General features: G+C 63.7%; 38 protein-coding genes and 1 tRNA gene. 3 read left to right on the top strand and 36 right to left on the bottom strand.

Going from position 1 to position 24,784, the window contains the following annotated elements; translation table 11 throughout:
* The first annotated feature begins 156 nt into the window (after positions 1-156).
* Positions 157-245 (top strand) — tRNA-Ser (locus BcFMB_RS04610).
* A gap of 155 nt (positions 246-400) precedes the next feature.
* Here the strand turns inward: BcFMB_RS04610 and BcFMB_RS04605 are convergent.
* The 35 genes from BcFMB_RS04605 to rpsJ form a co-directional block, all read right to left on the bottom strand.
* On the bottom strand, positions 401-1,318 hold the full coding sequence (locus tag BcFMB_RS04605; protein ID WP_024540946.1) for a tRNA pseudouridine synthase A: 918 nt from the start codon (positions 1,316-1,318) through the stop codon (positions 401-403).
* 33 nt (positions 1,319-1,351) lie between these two features.
* The gene (locus BcFMB_RS04600; protein WP_157775100.1) at positions 1,352-1,546 is read right to left on the bottom strand and encodes a hypothetical protein; all 195 of its coding nucleotides are present in this window, start codon (positions 1,544-1,546) and stop codon (positions 1,352-1,354) included.
* On the bottom strand, positions 1,543-2,355 hold the full coding sequence (locus tag BcFMB_RS04595) for a hypothetical protein (protein ID WP_024540948.1): 813 nt from the start codon (positions 2,353-2,355) through the stop codon (positions 1,543-1,545). The genes BcFMB_RS04600 and BcFMB_RS04595 overlap by 4 nt, the downstream gene beginning before the upstream one ends.
* Positions 2,356-2,422: 67 nt before the next feature.
* On the bottom strand, positions 2,423-2,764 hold the full coding sequence (locus BcFMB_RS04590; protein WP_024540949.1) for a hypothetical protein: 342 nt from the start codon (positions 2,762-2,764) through the stop codon (positions 2,423-2,425).
* A complete protein-coding gene (locus BcFMB_RS04585) occupies positions 2,761-3,165 on the bottom strand; it encodes a hypothetical protein (RefSeq protein ID WP_024540950.1) in 405 nt (134 codons plus the stop codon). Before BcFMB_RS04585 ends, BcFMB_RS04590 begins: the two co-directional genes overlap by 4 nt.
* Positions 3,166-3,198: 33 nt before the next feature.
* Entirely contained in the window at positions 3,199-3,843 is a 645-nt protein-coding gene (locus tag BcFMB_RS09525; protein ID WP_157775098.1) for a carbohydrate-binding protein, read from the bottom strand.
* Positions 3,844-3,852: 9 nt separating this feature from the next.
* Complete coding sequence (rplQ, locus tag BcFMB_RS04575) at positions 3,853-4,332, bottom strand: 50S ribosomal protein L17 (RefSeq protein ID WP_024540952.1); 480 nt, start codon at positions 4,330-4,332, stop codon at positions 3,853-3,855.
* 93 nt (positions 4,333-4,425) lie between these two features.
* On the bottom strand, positions 4,426-5,421 hold the full coding sequence (locus BcFMB_RS04570) for a DNA-directed RNA polymerase subunit alpha (RefSeq protein WP_024540953.1): 996 nt from the start codon (positions 5,419-5,421) through the stop codon (positions 4,426-4,428).
* Positions 5,422-5,497: 76 nt separating this feature from the next.
* On the bottom strand, positions 5,498-5,896 hold the full coding sequence (gene rpsK / locus BcFMB_RS04565) for a 30S ribosomal protein S11 (protein WP_024540954.1): 399 nt from the start codon (positions 5,894-5,896) through the stop codon (positions 5,498-5,500).
* 84 nt (positions 5,897-5,980) lie between these two features.
* Complete coding sequence (rpsM, locus tag BcFMB_RS04560; RefSeq protein ID WP_024540955.1) at positions 5,981-6,358, bottom strand: 30S ribosomal protein S13; 378 nt, start codon at positions 6,356-6,358, stop codon at positions 5,981-5,983.
* A gap of 129 nt (positions 6,359-6,487) precedes the next feature.
* A complete protein-coding gene (gene rpmJ, locus BcFMB_RS04555; RefSeq protein ID WP_003814578.1) occupies positions 6,488-6,601 on the bottom strand; it encodes a 50S ribosomal protein L36 in 114 nt (37 codons plus the stop codon).
* 25 nt (positions 6,602-6,626) lie between these two features.
* Positions 6,627-6,845 (bottom strand): translation initiation factor IF-1, encoded by a 219-nt coding sequence (gene infA, locus BcFMB_RS04550; protein ID WP_004268611.1) that lies wholly within the window; start codon positions 6,843-6,845, stop codon positions 6,627-6,629.
* Positions 6,846-7,110: 265 nt separating this feature from the next.
* Positions 7,111-7,689: an adenylate kinase gene (locus tag BcFMB_RS04545; protein ID WP_024540956.1), complete on the bottom strand. Its 579-nt coding sequence runs from the start codon at positions 7,687-7,689 to the stop codon at positions 7,111-7,113.
* A 126-nt stretch (positions 7,690-7,815) separates the two neighbouring features.
* Positions 7,816-9,147, bottom strand: a complete 1,332-nt coding sequence (gene secY / locus BcFMB_RS04540; RefSeq protein ID WP_024540957.1) for a preprotein translocase subunit SecY — start codon at positions 9,145-9,147, stop codon at positions 7,816-7,818.
* 319 nt (positions 9,148-9,466) lie between these two features.
* A complete protein-coding gene (gene rplO, locus BcFMB_RS04535) occupies positions 9,467-9,922 on the bottom strand; it encodes a 50S ribosomal protein L15 (protein ID WP_024540958.1) in 456 nt (151 codons plus the stop codon).
* Positions 9,923-9,924: 2 nt separating this feature from the next.
* On the bottom strand, positions 9,925-10,107 hold the full coding sequence (gene rpmD / locus BcFMB_RS04530) for a 50S ribosomal protein L30 (protein WP_024540959.1): 183 nt from the start codon (positions 10,105-10,107) through the stop codon (positions 9,925-9,927).
* A complete protein-coding gene (gene rpsE / locus BcFMB_RS04525; protein WP_034247860.1) occupies positions 10,107-10,826 on the bottom strand; it encodes a 30S ribosomal protein S5 in 720 nt (239 codons plus the stop codon). Before rpsE ends, rpmD begins: the two co-directional genes overlap by 1 nt.
* Entirely contained in the window at positions 10,823-11,194 is a 372-nt protein-coding gene (gene rplR / locus BcFMB_RS04520) for a 50S ribosomal protein L18 (RefSeq protein WP_024540961.1), read from the bottom strand. The genes rpsE and rplR overlap by 4 nt, the downstream gene beginning before the upstream one ends.
* Position 11,195: 1 nt before the next feature.
* Positions 11,196-11,735, bottom strand: coding sequence for a 50S ribosomal protein L6 (gene rplF, locus BcFMB_RS04515; RefSeq protein ID WP_024540962.1), 540 nt, complete (start codon positions 11,733-11,735; stop codon positions 11,196-11,198).
* A gap of 17 nt (positions 11,736-11,752) precedes the next feature.
* On the bottom strand, positions 11,753-12,151 hold the full coding sequence (gene rpsH / locus BcFMB_RS04510) for a 30S ribosomal protein S8 (RefSeq protein WP_024540963.1): 399 nt from the start codon (positions 12,149-12,151) through the stop codon (positions 11,753-11,755).
* Between the two features lie 88 nt (positions 12,152-12,239).
* Entirely contained in the window at positions 12,240-12,425 is a 186-nt protein-coding gene (locus tag BcFMB_RS04505; protein ID WP_004268593.1) for a type Z 30S ribosomal protein S14, read from the bottom strand.
* A gap of 1 nt (position 12,426) precedes the next feature.
* The gene (gene rplE / locus BcFMB_RS04500; RefSeq protein ID WP_051354872.1) at positions 12,427-13,011 is read right to left on the bottom strand and encodes a 50S ribosomal protein L5; all 585 of its coding nucleotides are present in this window, start codon (positions 13,009-13,011) and stop codon (positions 12,427-12,429) included.
* On the bottom strand, positions 13,008-13,343 hold the full coding sequence (rplX, locus tag BcFMB_RS04495; RefSeq protein WP_024540965.1) for a 50S ribosomal protein L24: 336 nt from the start codon (positions 13,341-13,343) through the stop codon (positions 13,008-13,010). Before rplX ends, rplE begins: the two co-directional genes overlap by 4 nt.
* A gap of 2 nt (positions 13,344-13,345) precedes the next feature.
* On the bottom strand, positions 13,346-13,714 hold the full coding sequence (gene rplN / locus BcFMB_RS04490) for a 50S ribosomal protein L14 (RefSeq protein ID WP_022858223.1): 369 nt from the start codon (positions 13,712-13,714) through the stop codon (positions 13,346-13,348).
* Between the two features lie 93 nt (positions 13,715-13,807).
* Positions 13,808-14,068, bottom strand: a complete 261-nt coding sequence (gene rpsQ / locus BcFMB_RS04485; protein ID WP_024540966.1) for a 30S ribosomal protein S17 — start codon at positions 14,066-14,068, stop codon at positions 13,808-13,810.
* Complete coding sequence (gene rpmC, locus BcFMB_RS04480; protein ID WP_024540967.1) at positions 14,068-14,325, bottom strand: 50S ribosomal protein L29; 258 nt, start codon at positions 14,323-14,325, stop codon at positions 14,068-14,070. The genes rpsQ and rpmC overlap by 1 nt, the downstream gene beginning before the upstream one ends.
* Positions 14,325-14,744: a 50S ribosomal protein L16 gene (gene rplP / locus BcFMB_RS04475; protein WP_022858220.1), complete on the bottom strand. Its 420-nt coding sequence runs from the start codon at positions 14,742-14,744 to the stop codon at positions 14,325-14,327. Before rplP ends, rpmC begins: the two co-directional genes overlap by 1 nt.
* Before the next feature lie 7 nt (positions 14,745-14,751).
* A complete protein-coding gene (gene rpsC, locus BcFMB_RS04470; protein WP_024540968.1) occupies positions 14,752-15,588 on the bottom strand; it encodes a 30S ribosomal protein S3 in 837 nt (278 codons plus the stop codon).
* Positions 15,589-15,590: 2 nt separating this feature from the next.
* Positions 15,591-15,950, bottom strand: coding sequence for a 50S ribosomal protein L22 (gene rplV, locus BcFMB_RS04465; protein ID WP_024540969.1), 360 nt, complete (start codon positions 15,948-15,950; stop codon positions 15,591-15,593).
* Between the two features lie 20 nt (positions 15,951-15,970).
* Positions 15,971-16,249, bottom strand: a complete 279-nt coding sequence (rpsS, locus tag BcFMB_RS04460) for a 30S ribosomal protein S19 (protein WP_022858217.1) — start codon at positions 16,247-16,249, stop codon at positions 15,971-15,973.
* Between the two features lie 15 nt (positions 16,250-16,264).
* The gene (gene rplB / locus BcFMB_RS04455) at positions 16,265-17,095 is read right to left on the bottom strand and encodes a 50S ribosomal protein L2 (RefSeq protein WP_024540970.1); all 831 of its coding nucleotides are present in this window, start codon (positions 17,093-17,095) and stop codon (positions 16,265-16,267) included.
* Between the two features lie 36 nt (positions 17,096-17,131).
* Entirely contained in the window at positions 17,132-17,428 is a 297-nt protein-coding gene (gene rplW, locus BcFMB_RS04450; protein WP_024540971.1) for a 50S ribosomal protein L23, read from the bottom strand.
* Positions 17,429-17,433: 5 nt separating this feature from the next.
* Positions 17,434-18,093, bottom strand: a complete 660-nt coding sequence (rplD, locus tag BcFMB_RS04445; protein WP_024540972.1) for a 50S ribosomal protein L4 — start codon at positions 18,091-18,093, stop codon at positions 17,434-17,436.
* Positions 18,094-18,099: 6 nt separating this feature from the next.
* Positions 18,100-18,747 carry a 50S ribosomal protein L3 gene (gene rplC / locus BcFMB_RS04440; protein ID WP_024540973.1) on the bottom strand — a complete coding sequence of 216 codons (648 nt, stop codon included), beginning with the start codon at positions 18,745-18,747 and terminating at the stop codon, positions 18,100-18,102.
* Positions 18,748-18,763: 16 nt separating this feature from the next.
* On the bottom strand, positions 18,764-19,072 hold the full coding sequence (gene rpsJ, locus BcFMB_RS04435) for a 30S ribosomal protein S10 (RefSeq protein ID WP_004268570.1): 309 nt from the start codon (positions 19,070-19,072) through the stop codon (positions 18,764-18,766).
* Positions 19,073-19,398: 326 nt separating this feature from the next.
* On the opposite strand from rpsJ, the gene BcFMB_RS04430 reads away from it, so the two are divergent.
* Entirely contained in the window at positions 19,399-20,253 is an 855-nt protein-coding gene (locus BcFMB_RS04430) for a YwiC-like family protein (RefSeq protein ID WP_232513742.1), read from the top strand.
* A gap of 193 nt (positions 20,254-20,446) precedes the next feature.
* Here BcFMB_RS04430 and adhE read toward each other — a convergent pair whose 3' ends face one another.
* On the bottom strand, positions 20,447-23,176 hold the full coding sequence (gene adhE, locus BcFMB_RS04425) for a bifunctional acetaldehyde-CoA/alcohol dehydrogenase (RefSeq protein ID WP_029675471.1): 2,730 nt from the start codon (positions 23,174-23,176) through the stop codon (positions 20,447-20,449).
* A 490-nt stretch (positions 23,177-23,666) separates the two neighbouring features.
* Here adhE and BcFMB_RS04420 point away from each other — a divergent pair, with 490 nt between their 5' ends.
* Positions 23,667-24,773, top strand: coding sequence for an ROK family transcriptional regulator (locus BcFMB_RS04420; RefSeq protein WP_198405392.1), 1,107 nt, complete (start codon positions 23,667-23,669; stop codon positions 24,771-24,773).
* The last annotated feature ends 11 nt before the right edge of the window (positions 24,774-24,784 follow it).

Below are 24,784 nucleotides of genomic sequence, written 5' to 3'. Positions count from 1 at the left end.
GGACGGCATGCCGTAGCTGTGCCCAAGCCTTCCCTAAGCTGAAGCCCGACTGTGTTCCTTGGGCCCCGGAATCGGCCGTGGCGGGCGCGACATGCCGAGGATTTGACGTGGGCGCAAGCTGTGCCATAATGAACAAGTTGCTTGATTGCAACGAATGGATGAGTGTCCGAGCGGTCTAAGGAGCACGCCTCGAAAGCGTGTGAGGGCAACCCCCTCCGCGAGTTCGAATCTCGCCTCATCCGCCATCAGGGTTTCCGGCTTCGCTCGGAAGCCCTTTTTTCATGCCGTCCCAGTTCCACAGACGTCCCACACTGCGCACACATACGCCACGCAGGACGCCAGACCACCCCGCAATGTCCCACATGCGCACGCATACGCCGCACAGGACGCCAAGCGCGCGTCAGGCTTCCGGCAGCGTGCGGCGGGCGCGGATCGCCTCGGCGCGCGACGCGAGCTCATCGTCGGCCGGGTATTCGATGTACTCGAGCGTCAGTCCCTGCGGCGCGATCGGACCGGTCGATCCTTCACGCAGCGGCGCGGCCATCTTGCCGGCGAACCAGTCGACGCCGCGCTTGCCCAGCCCCACCTGCACGCAGGCGCCCACGAGCGAACGCACCATGTTGCGCGCGAAGGCGTCGGCGACGATCGTGAAGCACAGCAGCCCCGACTCGGCGGTCGGTGTGCGGTAGCGCTCCCCCATGCCGGTGTCGAGCAGCGGCCGCGCCGGCACCCGCGCCCAATACGCGGTCTTCACGTCGCGGATCGTCGTCCCCCCGGGATTCGCGATGGCGAAGGAGCCGAAGTCGTGCAGACCGAGCGTCAGCGCGGCGGCCGCGTTCATCCGCCCGACGTCAAGTTCGCGGTCGGTGCGCCATACGAAGTCCTTGAGCCGTGGATCCCACGGCGTGCGCGCATCGGCGATGCGGTACACGTAGGTGCGTTCGAGCGCGGAGAAGCGTGCGTCGAATCCGTCGGGCGCAACGGCGACGTCGTGGATGGCGACGTCGCCGGGCATCATGCGCGACAGCCTCGTCGCCAGCGCCTGCACCGGCGTGAGCCGCATATGGCCGACGCAGCGTGCGAGCGCGGCGTCGTCGACGTCGAGATGGCAGACCTGATGCGAGGCATGCACACCGGCGTCGGTGCGTCCGGCGACGGTCAGCCGCGGCGTGCCGGAGGCGCCGTTCCCGCCGCGTTGTCCGAGGATCCTGCCGAGGGCCTCCTCAATCGTCCCCTGCACGGTCCTGCCCTGGGGTTGCACCGCCCATCCGTGGAAGGCGGCGCCATTGTATGCCAGATCGATTCGTAAGCGTGTCACAGGGCGAGCTTAGCAAACGCGCCGTCCGCGTCTTCAGCGTCCGTGGCGCCGGCGCACGCCGGAGAAGGCGTAGCAGCCCGGGATGAGCGTCATGCCGGCGAGCAGCGCGGACAACGTGAACACGTTCCAGAATCCGTTCACGCCGATAACCGGCATGATCGGGTCCGATCCGCCCGTCGTCAGCTCATAGCGCACGACGCTGCCGTTGTAGTTGTATCTGGCCATCATGTCCCACTGCGCGGCGCCGGCCGGATATCCGCCCGGATAGTGCGCGTCCGTGTCCCCGACGATCCGTATGGCCCCAGCTTGTAGCCTGCGGGCACCAGACCGCCTTCCTTGGCCTTGAGCGCGTCCATCGTCTGCGGATAGTCGCTCTTCGCGAACAGGTCCTCGTTGTTCTTCAGATGCCTGATCAGGTTCGGCAACGGCACGACATGCTCGGTGCCCGAGGCGTCGGCGTACGCCAACTGCGCGGTGATCGTCGATCTGCCGGAGACGGTGATCGTCGGCGTGCGTTCGTCGCCTTCACGGTAGATGAGCGGCGTCATCTTCAGACCTGCGATGTACAGTCCGGATTCCACCGATTCGGTTTTGCCGGCATCCACGGCGAGCGTGGGATCGATGCCGTTGAGGATGAAGATGAAATGGCCGGCCATCGTGCTGCTGTCCACTTCGGGTATCGTGATGAGCACCGAGCGGATCGAGCCCCAGTCGGTGACATGCGCCGCGTCCACATAGGATGACGTGTCCGGGACCGCCGTCGAGCTCAGTACGGCGGCTTTCGTCGAATAGGTGACCGTCGTGCCGTCGGCCAAGGTGAGCTCGTGGCGGTACGAGGTCAGTCCCTTGAGCTTGGTGGCGTCGGACGGCGTGACGACCGCCGTGGCGTCGAAGCCGTCGGGCACATTGAGCGTGATCACGGCGTTGTCGAGGTCTTCGGTGCTGTTGTTCGCAAAGCCGGCGAAGGCGAGCGTCGTCAGATGGCTCGGGTCGGTGAGCAGGATGTTGCTGCTGCGGTTGTTGCCCGCGATCGTCACTTTGAGGCATTGCCCCCTGCGAGGACGGACACAGTCCCTGCAGGTCGGTCGAACGCAGCTGTTCGCTCTAGGTGTCGGGAATCTGTTTGATCAGGTGCTGCGTCTTGCCGTCGACGTCCACATAGGTCTGATTGACGACGATGTTGCCCGACGCGGTGAAGGTCTGCTTCGTGGTGGTGTTGTCGGCGTTGATCTGCCCGACCAGATAGTACCCCGGCGCATTCTGGCAGTTTTGCGAACCGCTGCCCTTCGGCACGGTGATGACGATGTCGTGTCCTTCGCCTCCCGGCTGGCTGATCGTCGTCTTGTCACCGAACTTGTTCGCGTCCATCGTGCCCTGTTCGTTGAGGATGAAGTGCGGCGGCGTCGGAATCGTGATCGTCGTGCCGTAGTTGGCGGCCGAATTCACGCGCGCGGACGCGTATGACGTATCGTCCTGTCGTCCTGCACGCCGTCCGCCTCGTTCACGTTGAACAGATATGTGTAATCGGTCTTGCCGTTGACCGCCGGCGCCGAATCCGGATCCGGCGACGTGCGTTCGGGCACCGTCGGCGCCATCGCCGGCTGCACGCGCTGCGTGATCGTCAACGACGGCAGCTGCGTCGGTTTCGTCTCGCCTGCGCGCTGCCTCGTCCATGTGATCGTGCGCGTCGATTCGCTGATGATCGTCATCGGCGCATTCTGCTGATGGTAGTTGTTGCAGGCCGACAGTTCCACCGCCAACTCGACCGACGCCGCCGACGCGCCGGAGGCGAAGCCGATCGTGAACGTGACCGCGTCGTCGGTTTCCGTTCTGACGACGTTGCCCATGTCCTCCGGCAGCTTGGTACCGGGGCCTATCGTTTAGGTGCCGTTGAAGCCGTTGTTCTTCGTGGATTTCGGGATGGTGACCTTATAGGTCGTCCCGGTTTCGACGACGGCGGTGAAGGTCACGGTGATGCCTGCCGGCGGATCGGGGAAGTTGCCGATCTTGTTCGTGCTGATATACAGCTTCGCCTTGTTGTCGGAGGTCGTCGCCGTCAGTGCGGGGTCTTCGCCCTCGTCCGAAGCGGCGGCCGGTTCCGCCGAGGACGCCGCGCCGTCGCGCTCGGGCAGCGACTGCGGCGATTCATCCGGCGTTTCGGACTGTGTCCCTTGCTGCGACTGCATCGGCGCGGCCTGTTCCGCCTCCTGCGTGTCCATGGCATACGCCGAGGACGGCAGGCCCATCCCCGCGGCCATCGCGAGGGCCGCGACCACCGCCACGAAACGACGACCCCGCAACGGGGTCGTCCGAGCATGCCGCCTACTATCGTTCATACCTGTTTTTTCCAATCTGCACCAGTACGGCCCATTGTCCCGCACGGGAGGCGATCCGGACGGTGTTTTGTCCATGAGGGTAAGCGCGCGGAACCGTTCGGCGCCGTCGCACCGGAACGGCTGCGGGCGAAGGCGATGCAGGCAAAGAAAAAGGGTCAGCACCTGCAGGTGCTGACCCTGTGCGGTCATCGACCGGACTCACTCGGCGTTCTCGGCTTCGTTCGTCGCGGTCTCGGCCGGAGCCTCAACCGGGGCCTCTTCCTTGGCGGCGACCTTCGTCGCAGCTTCGGCTTCCTTGACGACGGCCTTCTTCGGGCTCACCGGCTCGGTGACGAGCGCGATGATCGCGGCCGGAGCGGAATCGCCCTTGCGCGGCGCAATCTTGACGATGCGGGTGTAGCCGCCCTCACGCTGTTCCATCTGCTCAGCGATCTCGGTGAAGAGCTTGTGCACGACGGACTTGTTGCGGATGACGCGCATCACACGACGGCGCGAGTGCAGATCGCCACGCTTCGCGAAGGTGATCAGGCGCTCGGCGAGCGGACGGAGGCGCTTGGCCTTCGGCAGCGTCGTCGTGATACGGCCGTGCTCGAACAGGCTGGTGGCCATGTTCGCGAGCATCAGGCGCTCGTGTGCCGGGCTGGAAGCCAGACGTGGGCCTTTCTTAGGTGTAGGCATTGTTTCTCCTTGAATGCCCCGCCGGACTCAGGTGGGCAACTGCCCGAACATCCGAAACCGGCGAAGCGGTGGTTGTGTCGAAAGGGCTCGGTCTCACTCGTCCTCAGGCGAGAAGAAGGTGCCACCCTCGAGGTTGCTGGTATCGAAGCCGAGCGGCGAGGCCTTGAGCGACAGTCCCAGGGACTGGAGCTTCTCCTTGACCTCATCGATGGACTTCATACCGAAATTACGGATGTCGAGCAGATCCTGCTCCGTGTGGTTGACCAGTTCGCCGACTGTGTGGATGCCCTCGCGCTTGAGGCAGTTGTAGCTGCGCTGCGTGAGGTTGAGATCCTCGATCGGGACGGCCATCTCCGGATCGGCCTCCTCCACGACGGGGGCGGGGCCGACCTCGACGCCCTCGGCCTGGGTATTGAGCTCACGGCACAGGCCGAAGAGCTCCACCAGCGTCGAGCCCGCGGACGCGACGGCGTCGCGCGGGGAGATGGCGGGCTTGGTCTCCACATCCAGAATGAGCCGATCGAAGTCGGTGCGCTGTTCGACGCGCGTCGCCTCGACCTTGTAGCTCACCTTGAGCACCGGCGAGTAGATGGAATCGACCGGGATGCGGCCGATCTCATCACCATCCTGCTTGTTCATCTGCGCCGGGACGTAGCCGCGGCCGCGCTCGACCGTGAACTCGATCTCGAGTTCGCCGTCGTCGGCGAGGGTCGCGATGTGCATCTCCGGGTTGGCGATGGTGACGCCGGCCGGCGGGGTGATGTCCCCGGCGGTGGCTTCGCCCTTGCCGCTCTTGCGCAGATACATGACAACGGGCTCGTCATATTCGCTCGTGAGCACGATGCCTTTGATGTTGAGCAGGATCTCAGTGACGTCTTCCTCAACTCCCGGCAGAGTGGTGAACTCGTGCAGGGCACCGGAAATACGCACCGACGTGACTGCCGCTCCCGGAATCGAGCTCAAGAGGGTACGGCGAAGCGAGTTGCCAAGCGTGTAGCCGAAGCCCGGCTCGAGTGGCTCGATGATGAAACGGGAACGCTGAGGGTTGAGCGATTCCTCGGTAAGTGTCGGACGCTGTGCGATAAGCACTGTGTTATCCTTTCAGCTTCGGCCGATGGTGCACTCATCGGCCTCAAGCGGCTCTATGGATGGTATGGTCTAGTGCTCAGACGTGGCGACGCTTCGGAGGACGCACGCCATTGAAAGCCACCGGCGTCGCGTCGGTGATCGAACCGACTTCGAGGCCTGCGGACTGCAGGGAGCGGATCGCGGTCTCACGACCGGAACCCGGGCCCTTGACGAAGACATCGACCTTCTTGACGCCGTGTTCCATGGCCTTGCGGGCCGCGGACTCGGCTGCCATGCCAGCGGCGTACGGCGTGGACTTGCGCGAGCCCTTGAAACCGACGTCGCCACCGGACGCCCAGGACACAACCGCGCCGGACGGATCGGTGATGGAGATGATGGTGTTGTTGAACGTTGACTTGATGTGCGCCTGACCGACCGGGATCGACTTGCGATCGCGGCGACGAGTCTTGCGCGCAGCCTGCTTTTGAGCTGCCATTGACCCTCGTTTCCTTGTAACGAACTCTTGGTTGATTTGGCGCGGCGATGGTGTGTGCCGTGGCCGCGGCCCGGGGCTCACCTATTACTTGGTGGCCTTCTTCTTTCCGGCGACCGTGCGCTTCGGTCCCTTACGGGTACGCGCATTGGTCTTGGTACGCTGTCCGCGGACCGGGAGTCCCTTACGGTGACGCATGCCCTGGTAGCAGTTGATCTGAATCTTACGACGGATATCGGCGTCGATCTCGCGACGCAGATCGCCTTCGATCTTGTAGTTGGACTCGAGGTAATCACGCAGCGTGATCAGCTGCTCATCCGTCAGATCCTTGACGCGGGTGTCCGGATTGATTCCGGTCGCGGCAAGGGTTTCCTTCGCACGAGTGCGGCCCACACCGAAGATGTAGGTCAGCGCGATCTCGATGCGCTTGTCATTGGGGATGTCGACTCCGGCAAGACGTGCCATTGCGATTCCTTCTGTTTCACGCAGGTCTTGCACCGAGTCTCCCGGTTTCCCGGCCCGGGCCTGCGCTCCCGGGGTTCAGTCCGTGCGGACTGTGACTTAGTGCCTGGATTGGTGTGCCGCTGTGTCTGCTCAGCCCTGACGCTGCTTGTGACGCGGGTTGGTGCAGATCACCATGACGCGGCCGTGACGACGGATCACACGGCAGTTCTCGCAGATCCTCTTCACACTTGGGCTAACCTTCATGGTTGTTCCTTACTTTGGTTGTACCTTACTTGTAGCGGTACGTAATCCGACCACGATTGAGATCGTATGGGCTCATCTCAAGCACGACACGATCCTGCGGCAGGATGCGGATGTAGTTCTTGCGCATCTTGCCCGAGATCGTCGCCAGCACGATGTGCTTGTTCTCCAGCTCGACGCGGAACATCGCGTTCGGCAATGCCTCGACGACTCGTCCTTCGACTTCAATCACACCGTCTTTTGCCATAGTCTCGATTCCATTCGATGATCGACTTACTGCTGTGTCCGAAGACACACCAAATTGCAAGAATACACGAAAAGTTCCGAGACTCAAATACGGCGTGTCGCATCACGTCCCGCCGTGCACAACCGACGTCGCTCCCCCGCTATTCCTCGCGCATGCCGCACGACGCGCGCGTCGTCCCGATATACGACGATGTGCGGGTCGCCGCGGCCTTTTCATCCGAGGCGACCCGCACAGAATGCCGTCATCATGTGCGCGTGACCGGCGTTCAGCTCGCCTTGACGTTCGCGTCGAGCTTCTCGATGATCGTCTGCGAGATCGCATCGACGTCGCCGACGCCGTCAACGGTGATCAGCAGGCCGCGGTCCTTGTAGATGTCCAGCAGCGGGGCCGTCTCCTTCTCGTAGGTCTCGAGGCGCTTCGCGATGGCCTCCGGCGTGTCGTCGGAGCGGCCCTGCTCCTTCGCACGCTTGGCCATGCGCTCGAGCAGCACGTCGCGGCCCGCCTCGAGCGCGACGACGGCGTCGAGGGACTGGCCGAGATCGGCGAGCATCGCGTCAAGGGCCTCGACCTGCGCCGCGTTGCGCGGATAACCGTCGAGGATCCAGCCATTGGCGGTGTCGTCCATCGCTAGGCGGTCCTTGACGATCGTGTTCGTCAGCGTGTCCGGCACGAGTTCGCCCTTGTCCGTGTAGGACAGCGCCTCGAGGCCGAGCGGGGTCTTGTTCTTGATGTTGTAGCGGAAGATGTCGCCGGTCGAGATCGCCGGGATGTCATAGTGGGTGGCGAGCAGCGCGGCCTGCGTGCCCTTGCCGACGCCCTGGGGTCCCATGATGAGAAGACGCATGAGTGGTCCTTTCGTTGTCGCATTGCTGGATGAATCCACGTCAAGCATACTCGGACATAGGAATGCACGGAGCCGCCGCGCGTGGGCGCGGCGGCTCCGTGTCGGGGAATCATCGGTTCGGACCGGTCACTTGCCTTCGATGTGTTCGTTGTTCTCGAACAGGAATCCGGCGTACTGGTACTGCTCGGTCTGGGCCTTCGCCTGACGCAGCGTGTCGAGGCCGACGCCGGCGATGATCAGGATCGTCGTACCGCCGAAGGGCAGCTGCGTGTTGAGGTTGAGCGCCATGATGAGCACGGTCGGCAGCAGCGCGACGAAGAGCAGGTAGACGGCACCGACGGTGTTGAGTCGGTTGATGACGTACTTGAGGTAGCGCGCCGTCGCGTTGCCCGCGCGGATGCCCGGGATGAAGCCGCCGTACTGCTTCATGTTGTCGGCGGTCTCCTCCGGGTTGAACGTGATCTCGGTGTAGAAGAACGTGAAGAACACGATCATCAGCGCGTACAGCAGGATGTACCACAGCGTCGTCGAGTTCGCGAGGTTCGTGTTGATCCACTGGACCCAGCCCTCGTCGGACTTGCCGAACTGCGCGATGAGCGTCGGGATCGCGAGGATCGACGAGGCGAAGATCGGCGGGATGACGCCGCTCATGTTGATCTTGAGCGGCAGGTAGGTGGACGAGCCGCCGTACATCTTGCGGCCGATCATGCGGCGCGTGTACTGCACCGGGATGCGGCGCTGCGAGAGTTCGACGTAGTTGACGAAGACCAGGATGACGAGCAGGACGCCGGTGACGATCGCGAACTTGCCCCAATCGCCGTCGGAGCCGTTCGTGCCGTAGCCGATCTGCCACAGCTGCGGCAGGAAGCCGGAGCAGATGGACAGGAAGATGAGGATCGACATGCCCTGGCCGATGCCCTTCTCGGTGATGAGCTCGGCCATCCACATGATCAGGCCGGTGCCGCCGGTCATGACGAGGACCATGACGATGAGCGTCCAGATCGAGCCGTCCGGGATGATATTCGGGCACTGGTAGTTGAACAGTGCGCCGGACTTCGCGGTGACGACGATCGTCGTCGACTGCAGGATCGCCAGGCCGATCGTCAGGTAACGCGTGTACTGCGTGAGCTTCGCCTCACCCGACTGGCCTTCCTTGTGCAGCGTCTCGAAGCGCGGGATGACGACGCGCAGCAGCTGAATGACGATCGACGCGGTGATGTACGGCATGACGCCGAGTGCGAAGATGGACAGCTGGAGCATCGCGCCGCCGGAGAACAGGTTGACCAGTCCGATGAAGTTCTCGGATCCGGCGCCCGCCGTGCACTGGCGCACGGCCTGCTCGCTGACGCCCGGGGCGGGGATGAACGCGCCGATGCGGTAAATGATGATCATGCCAAGGACGAAGAAGATCTTCTTCCTCAGTTCCTTGGTTCGGAAGGCCTGGATTAATGTCCTCACCTTGGGTTCCCTCCATGTCTGGTACGAACTCTCTCGCACACGGTCGAAAAACACACTCTAGGGGAAGAGTTTATCCCATTGTGTCTACCGGTTGCGGCGTCGCTTCCAAAATCTATAGAATTTCCGCGCATTTCGTATGCCGAGAACGTTCGCAGTCGCGCCGCATACAAGGCGGCAGATGGGCGTCGGCGCCCGCGGACACGCACGGTCGGCCGTGCGGATATATGACCGGATAATGATGTGGTCCCCTCCCGCGATGCGTGGAGGGGACCATATCGACCGTATCGATCAGGCCGGGGTCAGACCCGGCCGACCTCAATCAGTCTTCGCTGATCGAGCCACCGGCGGCTTCGATCTTCGCCTTGGCGGAAGCGGAGGCCTTGACACCCTTGATGGTGAAGGCCACCGTCGTCTCGCCCTCGCCGAGGACCTTGACCGGACGGTTGGCGCGGACGGCACCCTTGGCCACGAGATCGGCCACGGTGACGTCGCCACCCTGCGGGAAGAGTTCCGCGAGGGTGCTGATGTTGACGACCTGATACTCGGTCTTGAACGGACTACGGAAGCCGCGGAGCTTCGGCAGGCGCATGTAGAGCGGCAGCTGGCCACCTTCGAAGCCAGGACGGACCTGGTAGCGCTTCTTGGTGCCCTTGTCGCCGCGACCCGAGGTCTTGCCCTTCGAGCCTTCGCCACGACCGACGCGAATGCGGTCCTTCTTGGCGCCCGGAGCCGGACGGAGGTCATGCATCTGCAGAATGTTGTTCTCTTCAGCCATGATCACTCAGCCTCCTCGACCTTGACCAGATGACGCACGACGTTGATCAGGCCGCGCGTCGTCGAATTGTCTTCACGGACGACGCTCTGGCCGATCTTGCGAAGGGCCAGCGTCTGCACGGTCGCACGCTGCTTGGGGTTCGCACCGCAGACACCGTGCACGAGCGTGATCTTGAGATTAGCCATCACTCACCATCCTTTGCGGCAGCCTGGGCTTCCTCGCGAGCCTTGCGGGCTTCGGCGATGCCGGCCGCACGAGAGCGGAGCAGCGCATCCGGCGCGACTTCCTGCACGGACAGTCCACGACGGGCCGCGATCTCCTCAGGCTCTTCGAGCTGCTTGAGGGCGTCGACGGTCGCGCGGACCACGTTGACCGCGGTCGACGAACCCATCGACTTCGTCAGGACGTCGGTGATGCCTGCGCATTCCATAACGGCGCGCACCGCGGAGCCGGCGATGACGCCGGTACCCGGAGCGGCCGGGCGAAGCATAACGACGCCGGCGTGGTCGCGACCGGTGACCGGGTGAGTCACGGTGCCGCGCACGCGCGGGACGTTGAACAGATGCTTCTTGGCGTCCAGCTGGCCCTTGGCGATGGCCGCCGGGACCTCACGGGACTTGCCGTAGCCGACGCCGACGGTGCCGTTGCCGTCACCGACGACGACGAGCGCGGCGAAGCTGAACGTACGGCCGCCCTTATGGGTCTTGGACACGCGGTTGATCGTCACGACGCGGTCGAGCATCTCGTCGCCGCGGTTCTCCTCGCGACGGTTGCGACGCTCACCACGGCGGCCTTCGCCACGCTGTCCGCGACGGTTCCTGCGGTCGTCGTTGTTGGACTCGGCGGTTGCCTGAGTGTTCTGAGTTTCTTCAGCCACCTGGGTTTCCTTTTCGTTGTCGCTCACAGTGCCAGACCTCCCTCGCGGGCGCCATCAGCAACGGCTGCGACGCGACCATGGTACATGTTGCCGCCACGGTCGAAGACGACCGCGGTGATGCCTGCATCCTGGGCCTTCTTGGCGATCAGGAGGCCGACCTGCTTGGCCGCTTCGGTCTTCGTGCCCTCGAAGTCGGCGAAATCGCTCATCAGCGTGGACTCGCTGACGATCGTCTTGCCGATCGTGTCATCGACGATCTGGGCGACCATGTGACGGTTGGAACGCGTGACCACCAGACGCGGGAGCTCGGCGGTGCCGCTGATGCGCTTGCGGATACGAGCGTGGCGACGCTTCAGCGCGACCTTCTTGCCTTTACCGTAGATCTTGACGCTCATATCACTTACCAGCCTTTCCAGCCTTGCGACGGATGCGCTCGTCCGTGTACTTGATGCCCTTGCCCTTGTAGGGTTCCGGGGCGCGAAGCTTGCGGATGTTCGCGGCAACCTGGCCAACGGCCTGCTTGTCGGTGCCCTTGACGATTACCTGGTTCGGGTTCGGCAGTTCGAACTCGATGCCCTCCGGAGGTTCAACGGTGATGGTGTGGGAGTAGCCGAGCGAGAACTCGATGCCCTTGCCCTTCATCTGAGCGCGGTAACCGGTGCCGACGATGTCGAGGCTCTTCGTGTAGCCGTCGTGCACGCCCTTGACCATGGAGGCCATGATCGAGCGGGCCAGACCGTGCTTCGCACGGGTCGGACGCAGGTCGTCGTTCGCGCTCACGATGAGCTCGTTGCCTTCGACCTTGGCGGTAATGCCTTCAGGCATGGTGTAGGAGTCGGAGCCCTTCGGTCCCTTGACCGTGAACTCCTGACCGTTGATCGTGATTTCATCGCCCGCCGGAATGGTGATCGGGAGCTTGCCAATATGTGATGCCATTGTTCAGCTCTCCTTTCTCACCAAACGTAGGCGACGATCTCGCCACCGATGCCCCGGTCGAGGCATTCCTTCTGGGTCATCAGTCCCGAGCTCGTCGAGATGATGGCGATTCCGAGACCACCGAGCGGCATCGGCAGCGCGTCGGACTTCGCGTAGCGGCGAAGGCCCGGCTTCGAGATGCGCTTGATGCCCTGGATGGAGCGCTCGCCGTTCGGGCCGTACTTGAGCGTGAGCTCAAGCGTCTGGCCGACGCGGGCCTCCTTGGCGGTGAAGTCTGCGATGTAGCCTTCACGCTTGAGGATCTCGGCGATGTTCTTCTTGAACTTGGAGTACGGCATATCCACGGTTTCGTGCTTGGCCGCGCTCGCATTACGCAGACGCGTAAGCATATCTGCGATCGGATCTGTCATTGTCATTTGGGCTAACGCCCTTTCTCGCCGTGGTTTCCGCCGCCCTTGGGACTGCGAGCAGTCCTTCAGGGCCGCGGACCTTCAGCGTCGATATTTACCAACTGGACTTCGTGACGCCGGGCAGCTCGCCGCGGTGGGCCTTCTCGCGAAGGCAGATGCGGCAGAGGCCGAACTTGCGGTAGACCGAATGAGGACGGCCGCAGACCATGCAACGGGTGTACGCACGCACCTTGAACTTCGGCTTGCGCAGCGCCTTGACCTTAAGACACGTTTTTGCCATTTCAGTTCTCCTTGAACGGGAAGCCGAGCGCCTTGAGCAGCGCGTAGGCCTCGTCGTCGCTCTTAGTGCTGGTCACCACGGTGATGTCCATGCCGCGCTGGTGATCGATCGAATCCGGATCGATCTCGTGGAACATGGACTGCTCGGTCAGACCGAAGTTGTAGTTGCCCTGACCGTCGAACTGGTGGCCGTTGATGCCGCGGAAATCACGGATGCGCGGCAGCGCCAGCGTGAGAAGACGATCGAGGAACTCCCACATGCGGTCGCCACGGAGCGTGACATAGGCACCGATGGCCTGGCCCTCACGCAGATGGAACTGCGCGACGGACTTCTTGGCCTTCGTGATCTTCGGCTTCTGGCCGGTGATCGCGGTGAGGTCACGCACGGCGCCTTCGATGAGCTTGGAGTCGCGAGCCGCGGCGCCGACGCCCATCGAGACGACGACCTTCTCGATGCGCGGAATCTGCATCGGGTTGTCGTGCTTGAATTCCTTCTCGAGTTCAGGGACGATGACGTCCTTGTACTCCTGCTTCAGGCGCGGAGTAACAGGCGCTTCGACGGTGATCTCTTCAACCACTTCGCTCATGCCAGCTCCTTTCCTGACTTCTTCGCAACGCGGACGCGCACGGTCTTGACCTTGCCGTCGCGTGCTTCTTCCTTGACGATGACGCCAACGCGGGTCGGCTGCTTGGTCTCCGGATCGATGACCATCACGTTGGAGCGATGGATCGGGGCCTCGACCTCGACGATGCCGGCCTGCTGACCCTGCTGGGTCGCGCGGACGTGCTTCTTGACGATCTGAACGCCTTCGACGATCAGACGGTCATCCTTGAGCACGCGCTTGACGGTGCCTTCCTTGCCGCGATCCTTGCCGCGGATGACCTTGACCAGGTCGCCGCTCTTAATCTTGGCTACCATTCTCAGATCACCTCCGGGGCGAGGGACACGATGCGCATGAAGCGCTTGTCGCGCAGTTCACGGCCGACCGGTCCGAAGATACGAGTGCCCTTCGGTTCACGGCCGGAGCCGAGAATGACGGCGGCGTTCTCGTCGAACTTGATATAGGAGCCGTCGGCGCGACGGCGTTCCTTGACGGTGCGGACGACGACGGCCTTGACGACGTCGCCCTTCTTGACGGAACCGTTAGGGATCGCGTCCTTAACGGAGGCGACGATCACGTCGCCGATTCCAGCATAGCGTCGCTTCGATCCGCCGAGCACTCGGATGCACAGGAGTTCCTTTGCACCCGTGTTGTCGGCGACATGAAGCCGCGTTTCCTGTTGAATCATTGATTCTCCTTAGCCGAGCTGGTTCTCCCTGATCACCCGGTCCATCCTAGCGTAAGGATGGACCGGGTGAGTCAGCGAGCCTTGCCGAACTTATTACTTAGCGCGCTCGATGATGCTATCGAGACGCCAACGCTTGGTCTTGCTCAGTGGACGAGTCTCCATGATACTCACGAGGTCGCCAACGTGAGCCTCATTGTGTTCGTCATGAGCCTTGACCGTGCGGGTTGAACGGACGACCTTGCCATACAGCGGGTGGGTCGTACGGAGTTCGAGTTCCACGGAAATGGTCTTGTCCATCTTATCGGACACGACATAACCGCGACGAACCTTGCGGGAGTTGCGCTCTTCAGCCATTACTTCTCCTCGGCTTTCGTTTCGGTCGCCTCGGGAGCCTGGCTGATGCCAAGCTCGCGTTCGCGCAGAACGGTGTACATCCTGGCGATGTCGTGCTTGACCGCCTTGAGGCGAGCGGTGTTCTCAAGCTGACCGGTCGCGTGCTGGAAGCGCAGGTTGAACAGCTCTTCCTTGGACTTCTTGAGGAAGCCCTCGATCTCCGCGTTGGTCTTCTCGTTGAGATTCTTCATCGTGTATTCTTCGGATCCGACTGCCATCAGATGTCACCGCCTTCACGAGCAATCACACGGCACTTCATGGGGAGCTTGTCGATTGCGCGGCGCAGGGCCTCGCGAGCGACATCCTCGGAGACGCCGCCGATCTCGAACATAACGCGTCCGGGATGGACGTTGGCGATCCAGAATTCCGGGGTACCCTTACCGGAACCCATTCGGGCACCGAGCGGGTGCTTGGTGAGCGGACGATCCGGGAAGATCGTGATCCACACCTTGCCGCCACGCTTGATGTAACGGGTCATCGCGATACGGGCCGCCTCGATCTGGCGGTTGGTGACATAGGCCGGAGCCATTGCCTGGATGGCGAAATCACCGAAGTTGATCTCGTTGCCGCCCTTGGACATGCCATGGCGATCCGGGCGGTGCTGCTTACGGTATTTGGTCCTCTTTGGGATAAGCATCTTCAGCTCACTCCTTAGTTTCCGATGCCGGTGCAGCGGTGGCGTCCTGCGCGACCGGGGCTTCGATCGGCTGATCGGCGCCGGTCTTCACCTGGTTCTGCTGGTTGCCGCGCTGACCATTGCGCTGGCCACGGCGCGGGCGGCGATCGCCGCGGCGGCCGTTGCGGTTGTTGCCCTGCTGCGCCTGCTGCTCTTCGAACTCACGCTCGGTCATGTCGCCCTTGTAGATCCACACCTTGACGCCAATGCGGCCGTAGGTGGTCTTGGCCTCGAAGAAGCCGTAATCGATGAGGGCGCGGAGCGTCTGCAGCGGGACGCGGCCTTCGCGGTAGAACTCCGAGCGGCTCATTTCGGCGCCGCCGAGACGGCCCGAGAGCTTGATGCGGATACCCTTGGCGCCGGCGCGCATGGCGTCCTGCTGAGCCTTGCGCATCGCGCGACGGAAGGTCACGCGGTTCGTCAGCTGCTCGGCGATGCCCTGAGCGACGAGCTGGGCGTCGATGGCCGGGTTCTTCACTTCGAAGATGTTGAGCTGGACCTGCTTGCCGGTGAGCTTCTCGAGCTTGGCGCGGACGCGCTCGGCCTCGGCGCCGCGGCGACCGATGACGATGCCCGGGCGGGCCGTGTGGATGTCCACACGCACGCGGTCGCGGGTGCGCTCGATGACGATGCGGGACACGCCTGCACGCTCGAGATCCTTCGTCATCTCCTTGCGGATGGCGTCGTCTTCGAGCACGAAGTCACGGTAGCGTTCGCCAGCCTTGTTGGAATCGGAGAACCACTTCGAACGATGGTCCTCAGTAATGCCCAGGCGATAGCCAAAGGGATTAATCTTCTGACCCATCTTTAGCGGGCTCCTTCCTTGGTGGCGACGACGACCGTGATGTGGCTCGTACGCTTGTTGATACGAGCCGCACGGCCCTGTGCACGAGCGCGGAAACGCTTGAGCGTCACGCCTTCGTCCACATAGGTCTCCTTGATGTACAGGTCGTTCTCGCGGAACGGCTCGCCGGCCTTGTCGGCCTTCACGCGAGCGTTGGCGATGGCGCTCTCAAGGACCTTGAGCACCGGGGTGCTCGCGTCCTGCGGAGCGAACTTGAGGATGGTGATTGCATCTGCCGCCTTCTTGCCTCGGATGAGGTTGACCATACGGCGAGCCTTGCGCGGCGTCACGCGGACGTGACGGGCGATTGCTTTAGCTTCCATGTGTCCTTACTCTCCTACTTTCAGCGGCGCGACTTCTTGTCGTCCTTGACGTGACCCTTGAAGGTGCGCGTCGGGGCGAACTCACCGAGCTTGTGACCGACCATGGCCTCGGTGACGAACACCGGGACGTGCTTACGGCCATCGTGAACTGCGAAGGTGTGTCCGATGAAGTCAGGGGTGATCATCGAACGGCGCGACCACGTCTTGATGACGTTGTGCGTGCCCTTCTCATTCTGCTCGTCGACTTTCTTCTGCAGGTGGGCGTCGACGAATGGGCCCTTCTTGATGCTACGAGTCATCTGTTCGACACTCCCTTACTTACGGTTCTTGCCATTAGGACGACGACGAACGATCATCTTGTTCGAAGCCTTCTTAGGACGGCGAGTACGAACCTCACCCTTGCCCCACGGGGAGACCGGCGGCTTGCCGCCACGGGTACGACCACCATGCGGGTGATCGACAGGGTTCATGGATTCACCACGGGTGATCGGGCGCTTGCCCATCCAACGTGCACGACCTGCCTTGCCGAGCTGGATGTTGGCGTGGTCGGAGTTGCCGACCTCGCCGACCGTCGCGCGGCAGCGGGCGTCCACGTTGCGGATCTCGCCGGACGGCATACGCAGCTGGGCGTAGGCGCCGTCCTTCGCGACGAGCTGCACGGCGGCACCGGCGGAGCGGGCGATCTTCGCGCCGCCGAGCGGGCGGAGCTCGATCGCGTGGACCACGGTACCGGTCGGGATGTTGCGCAGCGGGAGGTTGTTGCCCGGCTTGATGTCGGCCTTGGCGCCGGTCTCGATGCGGTCGCCCTGCTTGACGCCTTCCGGAGCGATGATGTAGCGCTTCTCGCCGTCGGCGTAGTGCAGCAGCGCGATGCGGGCGGAACGGTTCGGATCGTACTCGATCTCGGCAACCGTCGCCGGCACGCCGTCCTTGTCCCAACGCTTGAAGTCGATGAGACGGTACTGGCGCTTGTGGCCGCCGCCGCGATGGCGGGAGGTCATGCGGCCGTACGAGTTGCGGCCGCCAGTCTTGCTGTTCTTGCGTACGAGCGACTTCTCAGGCGTGCGGCGCGTGAGGTCGGAGAAGTCCGACACGGACGCGTTGCGACGGCCAGGAGTGGTCGGCTTATAAACGCGGATAGCCATAATCTAGTTCTTCCTTTAACTTTTGTCGGCTAACCTTCAGTTACCGAAGATGTCGATCGACTGGCCCTCGGCGACGGTCACGATCGCGCGCTTCTCATTGACGCGGCGGCCGTAGCCGGTGCGGGTGCGCGTGCGCTTGCCTGCACGGTTGAGGGTGTTGACGTTCGTCACCTTGACCTTGAAGATCTCCTCGATGGCCTGCTTGATCTGCACCTTGTTCGAGTCCGGGGCAACCACGAAGGTGTACTGACCCATATCGGACAGGGCGTAGCTCTTTTCGGAGACGACAGGCTTGAGGATGATATCGTGAGCTGGCTTGTGAACTGCGACCATGAAAATCAGGCCTCCTTTTCTGCCGGCTTCTTCGCCTCGAGGAACGCTTCGTAGCCTTCCTTCGAGAACACCACGTACTGGGCGGTCACCACGTCGTAGGTGTTGAGCTGATCGGCGAAGATCGGATGAACGGTCGGGATGTTGCGCACGGAGAGCCACTCGTTGATGTTGTCGCGGGACAGCACGATGGTCGTGAAACCGTCGCCGACGATCGGCGTGAGCGCGGAGATCGCGGTCTTGGTCGACGGCTCGGTGATGCCGAAGTCGATGACGGCGACGCGGCCGTTGTTCGCGCGGTCGGACAGCACGTACTTGAGCGCTGCGGCCTTCATCTTCTTCGGGGTGCGCTGGCTGTAGTCACGCGGAACCGGTCCGTGGACGACGCCGCCGTGGTACCACTGCGGAGCGCGGATCGAGCCCTGACGAGCGCGGCCGGTGCCCTTCTGCTTCCACGGCTTGCGGCCGCCGCCGGAGACCTTGGCGCGGTTCTTGACCGCGTGGGTGCCCTGACGCGCGGCGGCGAGCTGCGCGACGACGACCTGGTGGATCAGCGGGACGTGCTGCTCGACCTCTTCGGCGGTGAAGCCGAAGAAATCAGCGGGCGCCTCGATCGAGCCAGCGGCCTGGCCTTTGTTGTCGGTGACGTTCAGAGTAACGTTTGCCATGATCTATCAGGCTCCCTTCACTGCAGAACGGACGAGCACGATGCCACCCTTCGGGCCCGGGATGGCGCCCTTGATGGCGATGACGCCGTTCTCAACGTCCGAGGAGACCACGGTGAGGTTGAGGACGGTGTTCGTGGCGTGGCCCATGCGGCCAGCCATGCGCTTGCCCTTGAGGATACGGCTCGGAGTCGCGCATGCGCCGACCGAACCCGGACGGCGTTCGTTCTTGTGGGAACCGTGCGTGCGGCGATAGGACTTGAAGCCCCAGCGCTTGATGGTGCCGGCGAAGCCCTTGCCCTTGGTCGTGCCGGTCACGTCGACCTGCGCGCCCTCCGGGAAGAGTTCGGCGGTGAGTTCCTGACCCGGCTGGAAATCCTCGACGTTGTCGGTGCGGATCTCAGCGAGGTGACGGCGCGGCGTGACGCCGGCCTTCGCGAAATGTCCGGCGAGCGGCTTGGTGACCTTGCGCGGGTCGACCTGGCCGTAGCCGAGCTGGACGGCCTTGTAGCCGTCGGTCTCGTCGTTCTTGACTGCGGTCACGACGTTCGTGGAGACGTCCACGAGGGTGACGGGGACGAAGAATCCGTTCTCGTCCCAAACCTGCGACATACCGAGCTTCTTGCCCAGCAGTGCGGTGCGCTTGGCGTTCGACATAGCGATTCCTCCTCCCTTACAGCTTGATCTCGATGTTGACGTCCGCAGGCAGATCAATATGCATGAGGGAGTCCACAGCCTTGGGGGTGGGATCCACAATATCGATGAGACGCTTGTGAGTGCGCATCTCGAAATGCTCGCGGGAATCCTTGTACTTATGCGGAGAACGGATAACGCAGTATACGTTCTTCTCCGTCGGGAGCGGAACCGGGCCAACCACAGTTGCACCCGCGTTCGTCACCGTTTCGACGATCTTCTTCGCCGATTGGTCGATGACCTCATGGTCATAGGACTTAAGCCTGATGCGGATTTTCTGTCCCGCCATTGCCTTCCGCCCTTTCCTAGCGATTCGTTGACTATTTACCACTAACCTGCTCAGGGCACCGGCGAAGAACACCCAAGAGGCATACGCCTCCCGGCTGATCCACATCAGTGCATGGCCACGATGTCCGTCCCTTGCGGAATGACCCGCGCCACACTCGCTTTTTTGAATTCCAATTATGCGAGCCCTCTTCAGGCAACTGTTATATTCAAGCACCAGCCCCCTACATGACGCAGCCCGGGCGTGTCGCACATGTTCCGCGCATATCCCGAAGCGAAATCCGCCGCCGCCTCTGGCGTGCCGGTGCCCGCCAATCTAGGCTTGGGGCCATGCCCAAGACTTCCCACTCCCCCGCATCCATGCCCGGCCCCCCGACCGGCGCGAGTCCACGACGCGGCAGGCGCCGTTCGCTTCGCGACTGGACCTCGACCGAACCCGGCGCATGGTCGATCGTCCTGTTCCCGTCGCTCGCCGCATGGGCCGCGACCGGCCCGACCTGGACCTCGACGTGGCTCGTCGCGCTGTGGGCGGTTTGCTACTGCGTGCAGTTCACGGCCTCCCGCTGGTGCAAGTCGCGCTTCCGCCGCCGCTATCTGACGCCGATGCTGACCTACGCGCTCATATTGGCGGCCGCCGGCGTCCCGTTCCTCGTGCTGCATCCGGCGATCCTGTGGTGGGCGCCGATCTACGCCGTGCTGTGCGGCGTCTCGCTGCTCGCCTCGTGGATGCGACGCGAGCGGAGCCTGTGGTCGAATCTGGCCGCCGTGCTCGCCTCGTCGGCGATGGCGGTCGTCGTCGCGCCCTTCGGCTCGCGATGCCCCGCGCCGTCGGCGACCGATCGGCTGACGTGGCCGGTCGCCCCGGCGCTGTTCCCGGGCGTCGGCGTCGAAATCGCCGTCAGTTTCGCCCTCGCATTGTTCGGTTCGGTGCTGTTCGTCAAGACGATGATCCGGGAACGCGGCCGCCGTGGCTATCTGCATGCGAGCTGGACCTACCATGCGGTCCTCGTCGCAGTCGGTTTCCTGTGCGACGTGCTCTATGGCGTGCTCGCGCTCGCGCTGTTTGCGCGCGCCGTCGCGCTGCCGCTCGTCGCGCGCCGCCGTCCGGTGCCGGTCAAGGCCGTCGGCATCACCGAATCGGTCATGAGCCTGCTGATGCTCGTCCTGATTCCGCTGGGCGCCTAAGGCCTGGGAGGCGCCGCGCGACCGCGGAGACTCCCGGCGGCAAGGCGATGCGCATATACCGCATATGGATCGCAATGGCTATGGAGCGGCTCCCGTCCAATCGCTTGGACGGGAGCCGCTCCATAGCCATATGCTCACCCGCGGTTCATCCGGCCGCCGCCACCCAGTGGATCACGGCCGCCGGATCCGCCGGTCAGATGCGCTGCGAGGCCTCCTCGGTCGCGTTGACGCCTTCGCGCTCGACGCGGATCTTGTGGCCCTCCTGCTGCGAGACGCCGTAGTAGGCGGCGATCGCGATGTCCATCATGTCCTGGATCTGCGGGATGCGCGGGTTCGCCGGCGAGCACTGGTCCTCGTAGGCGCGCATGCCGATCTGCTCGAGGATGCTCCAGAAGTAGTCTTCGTCGACGCCGCAGTCCTGGAAGGACTTGTTCATGCCGAGCTTGTTGTCGCGGTAGTCCTCGACGGCCTTCGCGAGGTTCTCGACGCCTTCGGCCGGGGTCTTGCCCGGGTCGATGCCGAGGTTCTTCGCGATCTCCTGATAGCGTTCCGGCGCGATGTACTTGTTGTACTTCGGCCACGACGTCGGCTCCTGCGGGATCTGGCCGTTGTAGCGGATGACGTACGGCAGCAGGATCGAGTTGGTGCGGCCGTGCGCGATGTGGCACAGCGCGCCGATCGTGTGCGCCATCGAGTGGCACATGCCGAGGAACGCGGAGCCGAAGGCCATGCCGGCCATCGTCGCGGCGTTGTGCATCTTTTCCTGCGCCTTCGTCTTCGCGACGCCCGGCTCGCTGTTGACGGACTCGGCGAGGTTGTCCCAGATCAGCTTGGCCGCATGCAGCGCCATGCCGTCGGTGAAGTCGTTCGCGTAGACGGAGACATAGGCCTCCATCGAGTGCGTCAGCGCGTCGAAACCCGCGTCGGAGGCGAGGCGGCGCGGCTGCGTGCGCGCCAGCACCGGGTCGACGATCGCGACGGACGGCGTGAGCGCGTAGTCGGTGATCGGGTACTTGTAGCCGGTCTTGTGGTCGGTGATGACGGCGAACGGCGTGACCTCGGAGCCGGTGCCCGACGATGTCGGAATGCACACGAGCTTCGCCTTCTTGCCCAGCGGCGGGATCTTGAACGCGCGCTTGCGGATGTCGAAGAACTTCTCGCGCACGTCGGAGAACGCAATCTCCGGGTGCTCGTAGAGCAGCCACATGATCTTCGCGGCGTCCATCGGCGAGCCGCCGCCGACGGCGATGATCGTGTCCGGCTCGAACTCGTCGCGCATCATCGCGGCGCCGCGCTCGACGGTCTCGACGCTCGGCTCCGGCTCGACGTAGTCGACGATGCGGAAGGTGACGCGGTTGGAACGCGCGCGCAGCTGGTCGATGACCTTGTCGACGACGCCGAGCTGCTCCATGACCTTGTCGCAGACGATGACGGCGCGTTCGATGCCGTACATGTCACGCAGATACTTGATCGCGTTCGGCTCGAAGTAGGTCTTCGACGGGATCTTGAACCACTGCATGTTGTTGTTCCTTCGGGCGATGCGCTTGATGTTGAGCAGATTGATGGCCTGGACGTTGCCCGAGACCGAGTTGCCGCCGTAGGAGCCGCATCCGAGCGTCAGCGACGGCGCGATCGCGTTGTAGATGTCGCCGATGCCGCCGAGCGAGCTCGGCTGGTTCCAGATGATGCGGCACGCGTGCATGCGCAGGCCGTACTCGCGCACGAGGTCGTCGTTGTTCGTGTGGATCGCCGCGGTGTGTCCGGCGCCGTGCTTGAGCATCTCCTCGCACATCTCGAAGCCCTGCTCCTGGTCGTCGAACCTGAGCACGGCGTGCACCGGGGCGAGCTTCTCCATCGTCAGCGGCTCCATCTCACCGACCTCGGCGCATTCGGCCGCGAGGATCGTCGCGTCCTCGGGGATCTCGAATCCGGCCTCGTGCGCGATGAACTGCGGCGACTTGCCCGGGACGACCGAGTTGAGCTTCGGCGTCTTGCCGGAGTAGGCGGTGCAGCCGAACATGTACTGCTCGAGCTTCGCCTTCTCCTCGTCGTTGACGAAGTAGGCCTTGCGGCGCTTGAGTTCCTTGACGAGCGGATCGTAGATGTCCTTGTGCGCGATGATCGCCTGCTCGGTCGCGCAGATCATACCGTAGTCGAAGTGCTTCGACAGAATCAGGTCGTTCGCGACGCGCTGGACGTCGACGTTGGCGTCGATGTAGGCCGGGGCATTGCCCGCGCCGACGCCGAGCGCCGGCTTGCCGGAGGAGTATGCGGCCTTGACCATGCCCGGACCGCCGGTCGCGAGGATCGTCGCGATGCCGGGGTGCCTCATCAGCGCGCCGGTCGCCTCGATCGACGGATGCTCGATCCACTGGATGCAGTTCTCCGGGGCGCCGGCCTCGATCGCCGCGTCGCGCACGATGCGCGCCGCCGCGACGGAGCTCTGCTGCGCGCCCGGGTGGAAGCCGAAGACGATTGGGCAGCGGGTCTTGAGCGCGATGAGCGACTTGAAGATCGCCGTGGAGGTCGGGTTCGTGACCGGGGTGACGCCGGCGACGACGCCGACCGGCTCGGCCACTTCGTCGATGCCGAGCACGTCGTCCTCGCGGATGACGCCGACGGTCTTCTGTCCGGCCATGTAGTTCGTGACATGCTCGCAGGCGAAGATGTTCTTCGTGGCCTTGTCCTCGACGAGACCACGGCCGGTCTCGTCGACGGCCATCTTGGCGAGCACGAGGTGCTTGTTGAGCGCGGCGACGGACGCCTTCGCGACGATGCGGTCCACCGTCTCCTGATCGAGCTTCTCGAATTCGTCGAGCGCCTGCTTCGCCTTGGCGACGAGCGCGTCGACCTCGGCCTGGGCGGCCGCCTCCTTGTCCACAACAGGCGTCGCGGCCGGTGCGTGCTTCGCGGCTTCCTTCACATCCTGTGCAGGGGCCTTCTGCGCATCGTCCTTGCGTGCTTCTGCCATGCGATCCTCCTATAGAATCTGCTTGTCGTGCGTTGGTCCCAACGCATTGCCGTCCGCATCACGGGGGCGTGACCGCCACCGCGACGTGGTGATGTACCCAATCTATCGAACATCCGTCAACTTGTCAGCATGTACCGTGTCGATGCAAACATGTTCGATTCCGTTTGTTTTTTGTGCGTTGTTCTTTCGATATTGACAGTTTTCGCACGGATTTTCCATCAAATGGAACATTTTGTGCGTTTTTCCACCCATCTGAACAACGTCGTCGTCACCATGCGCCGCCAACTTTTACAAAATCTCTTTACAAATGTCTCGACAAATCAAAAACTTCTGTAAAATCGATTTATCAAACTGGACATGCGGCCGCGCCGCCAAACGGTCACAGCGGCCGGCGACGCGCCACCGAACGCGCGGCACAACACACAGCGAGCAAAGGACACCGATGCCCCACGACGACCACATCCCTGCGCTGCCCGACGGCGCCGACGAGATCCTCGCGCTGCTCTACCACGGCGAGCCGATCGCCAAACGCGGCATCGCCGACGCGCTGCACATCAGCGCGCCGACGCTCAACGCGCGCCTGAGCACGCTCGAAGACGCCGGACTGATCGTCGCCGCCGGGCACCGCCAATCGACGGGCGGCCGCCGCGCGCTCACCTACGCCTTCAACTACCGCAGACACTGCGCGATCGGCGTCACGATCCGCTCGACCGAGATCGTCTGCATCGCCGTCGACCTCGACGGCGTGACAATCGACGAACGGCACACGACAATCGCCGCGCACGCCGACGTCACGTTCTACGGCAGGGCGGCGCGCATCATCGACGACTTCGCCGAGCAGGTCGCAGCCGCCGGCACGCCGCCGCTCGGCGTCGGCCTCGCCGTCCCGACGCACATCAACACGGCGAATAGCCTCGACTACGCGGCGATCGCCGAGCGCATCACGCTGCCGGTGACGGCGACCGAACGCTACTGCGCGTACGCGCTCGCCGAGCTGCGCGCGCGCCCCGCGCTGCGCGACGCCGTGTGCCTGTTCCTCGGCAACCACATCGGCAGCGCCGTGCTGCAGGACGGCCGCCCCCACACCGGCGCCGTCGAGCACATGCCGCTCGACCCGGACGGTCCGCGCTGCGAATGCGGCAATGCCGGCTGCCTCAACGTCTACTGCTCGTCGGCGAACCTCACCGAGGAAGGCGAAAGCCTGCCCGGATTCTTCGGCGTGCTCGAACAGGGCGAAATCCACCACCGTGACCGCATGCGCGACTGGCTGCATTCGCTCGCGCACGCAATCGTCGACATCCGCGCCGTCTTCGCCGCCGACGTGCTGCTGTGCGGACCGATCGCCGGATTCCTCGACGACGCCGAGATCGCACATCTCGACCGGCTCGTCGCCGGGCATCCCGCCGCCTCACGCACGGCCGCCGGCGACGACGGCGGCACCGCGGCGCCGCGCATCACGCGCGGGCTGTGCGACGTCTATCAGGACGCCGACGGCGCCGCCTACGCGATCGTGCGCGACCATCTGCGCGCGCTCGCGCTGCCGTGCTGAACACGGCCCGC

The organism is Bifidobacterium choerinum (assembly GCF_002761235.1).
GTDB lineage: Bacteria > Actinomycetota > Actinomycetes > Actinomycetales > Bifidobacteriaceae > Bifidobacterium > Bifidobacterium choerinum.
Note: the sequence above shows the minus strand (reverse complement) of the source record. Positions and strands in the feature narration are given on the sequence as shown.

Coding starts and splice junctions, on each gene's coding strand:
- rpsK (WP_024540954.1), bottom strand. CDS start 5,896: ATGGCAGCTCAAAAGCAGGCTGCGCGCAAGACTCGTCGCCGCGATCGC.
- rplF (WP_024540962.1), bottom strand. CDS start 11,735: ATGGCATCACATATTGGCAAGCTCCCGATCACCATTCCGGCGGGCGAT.
- rpsM (WP_024540955.1), bottom strand. CDS start 6,358: ATGGCACGTCTTGCCGGAGTCGACATCCCCAATGACAAGCGCATCGAG.
- rplQ (WP_024540952.1), bottom strand. CDS start 4,332: ATGCCTACACCTAAGAAAGGCCCACGTCTGGCTTCCAGCCCGGCACAC.
- rpsS (WP_022858217.1), bottom strand. CDS start 16,249: ATGACTCGTAGCATCAAGAAGGGCCCATTCGTCGACGCCCACCTGCAG.
- BcFMB_RS04420 (WP_198405392.1), top strand. CDS start 23,667: ATGCCCCACGACGACCACATCCCTGCGCTGCCCGACGGCGCCGACGAG.
- BcFMB_RS04430 (WP_232513742.1), top strand. CDS start 19,399: ATGCCCAAGACTTCCCACTCCCCCGCATCCATGCCCGGCCCCCCGACC.
- rpsQ (WP_024540966.1), bottom strand. CDS start 14,068: ATGGCTGAAGAGCGCAACTCCCGCAAGGTTCGTCGCGGTTATGTCGTG.
- rpmD (WP_024540959.1), bottom strand. CDS start 10,107: ATGGCTAATCTCAAGATCACGCTCGTGCACGGTGTCTGCGGTGCGAAC.
- rplN (WP_022858223.1), bottom strand. CDS start 13,714: ATGATTCAACAGGAAACGCGGCTTCATGTCGCCGACAACACGGGTGCA.
- rpsJ (WP_004268570.1), bottom strand. CDS start 19,072: ATGGCGGGACAGAAAATCCGCATCAGGCTTAAGTCCTATGACCATGAG.
- rplR (WP_024540961.1), bottom strand. CDS start 11,194: ATGAGCGTCAAGATCTACGGTAAAGGCAAGAAGGTCGCGCTGAAGCGT.
- BcFMB_RS04545 (WP_024540956.1), bottom strand. CDS start 7,689: ATGCGTCTTCTCATCATGGGACCCCAGGGCGTCGGCAAGGGCACGCAG.
- rplB (WP_024540970.1), bottom strand. CDS start 17,095: ATGGCTATCCGCGTTTATAAGCCGACCACTCCTGGCCGTCGCAACGCG.
- rplV (WP_024540969.1), bottom strand. CDS start 15,950: ATGGAAGCTAAAGCAATCGCCCGTCACGTCCGCGTGACGCCGCGCAAG.
- rplE (WP_051354872.1), bottom strand. CDS start 13,011: ATGAGCGAAGTGGTTGAAGAGATCACCGTCGAAGCGCCTGTTACTCCG.
- infA (WP_004268611.1), bottom strand. CDS start 6,845: ATGGCAAAAGACGGTGTGATTGAAGTCGAAGGACGAGTCGTCGAGGCA.
- BcFMB_RS04600 (WP_157775100.1), bottom strand. CDS start 1,546: ATGATGGCCAGATACAACTACAACGGCAGCGTCGTGCGCTATGAGCTG.
- BcFMB_RS04585 (WP_024540950.1), bottom strand. CDS start 3,165: ATGGGCAACGTCGTCAGAACGGAAACCGACGACGCGGTCACGTTCACG.
- rpsH (WP_024540963.1), bottom strand. CDS start 12,151: ATGACAATGACAGATCCGATCGCAGATATGCTTACGCGTCTGCGTAAT.
- rpmJ (WP_003814578.1), bottom strand. CDS start 6,601: ATGAAGGTTAGCCCAAGTGTGAAGAGGATCTGCGAGAACTGCCGTGTG.
- rplP (WP_022858220.1), bottom strand. CDS start 14,744: ATGCTTATCCCAAAGAGGACCAAATACCGTAAGCAGCACCGCCCGGAT.
- rplX (WP_024540965.1), bottom strand. CDS start 13,343: ATGGTAGCCAAGATTAAGAGCGGCGACCTGGTCAAGGTCATCCGCGGC.
- rplC (WP_024540973.1), bottom strand. CDS start 18,747: ATGTCGAACGCCAAGCGCACCGCACTGCTGGGCAAGAAGCTCGGTATG.
- BcFMB_RS04505 (WP_004268593.1), bottom strand. CDS start 12,425: ATGGCAAAAACGTGTCTTAAGGTCAAGGCGCTGCGCAAGCCGAAGTTC.
- rpsC (WP_024540968.1), bottom strand. CDS start 15,588: ATGGGTCAGAAGATTAATCCCTTTGGCTATCGCCTGGGCATTACTGAG.
- rplD (WP_024540972.1), bottom strand. CDS start 18,093: ATGGCAAACGTTACTCTGAACGTCACCGACAACAAAGGCCAGGCCGCT.
- BcFMB_RS09525 (WP_157775098.1), bottom strand. CDS start 3,843: ATGACCGCACAGGGTCAGCACCTGCAGGTGCTGACCCTTTTTCTTTGC.
- rplW (WP_024540971.1), bottom strand. CDS start 17,428: ATGGTCGCAGTTCACAAGCCAGCTCACGATATCATCCTCAAGCCTGTC.
- rplO (WP_024540958.1), bottom strand. CDS start 9,922: ATGGCTGAAGAGAACAACATTCTGCAGATGCATGACCTCCGTCCGGCT.
- rpmC (WP_024540967.1), bottom strand. CDS start 14,325: ATGGCAGTCGGATCCGAAGAATACACGATGAAGAATCTCAACGAGAAG.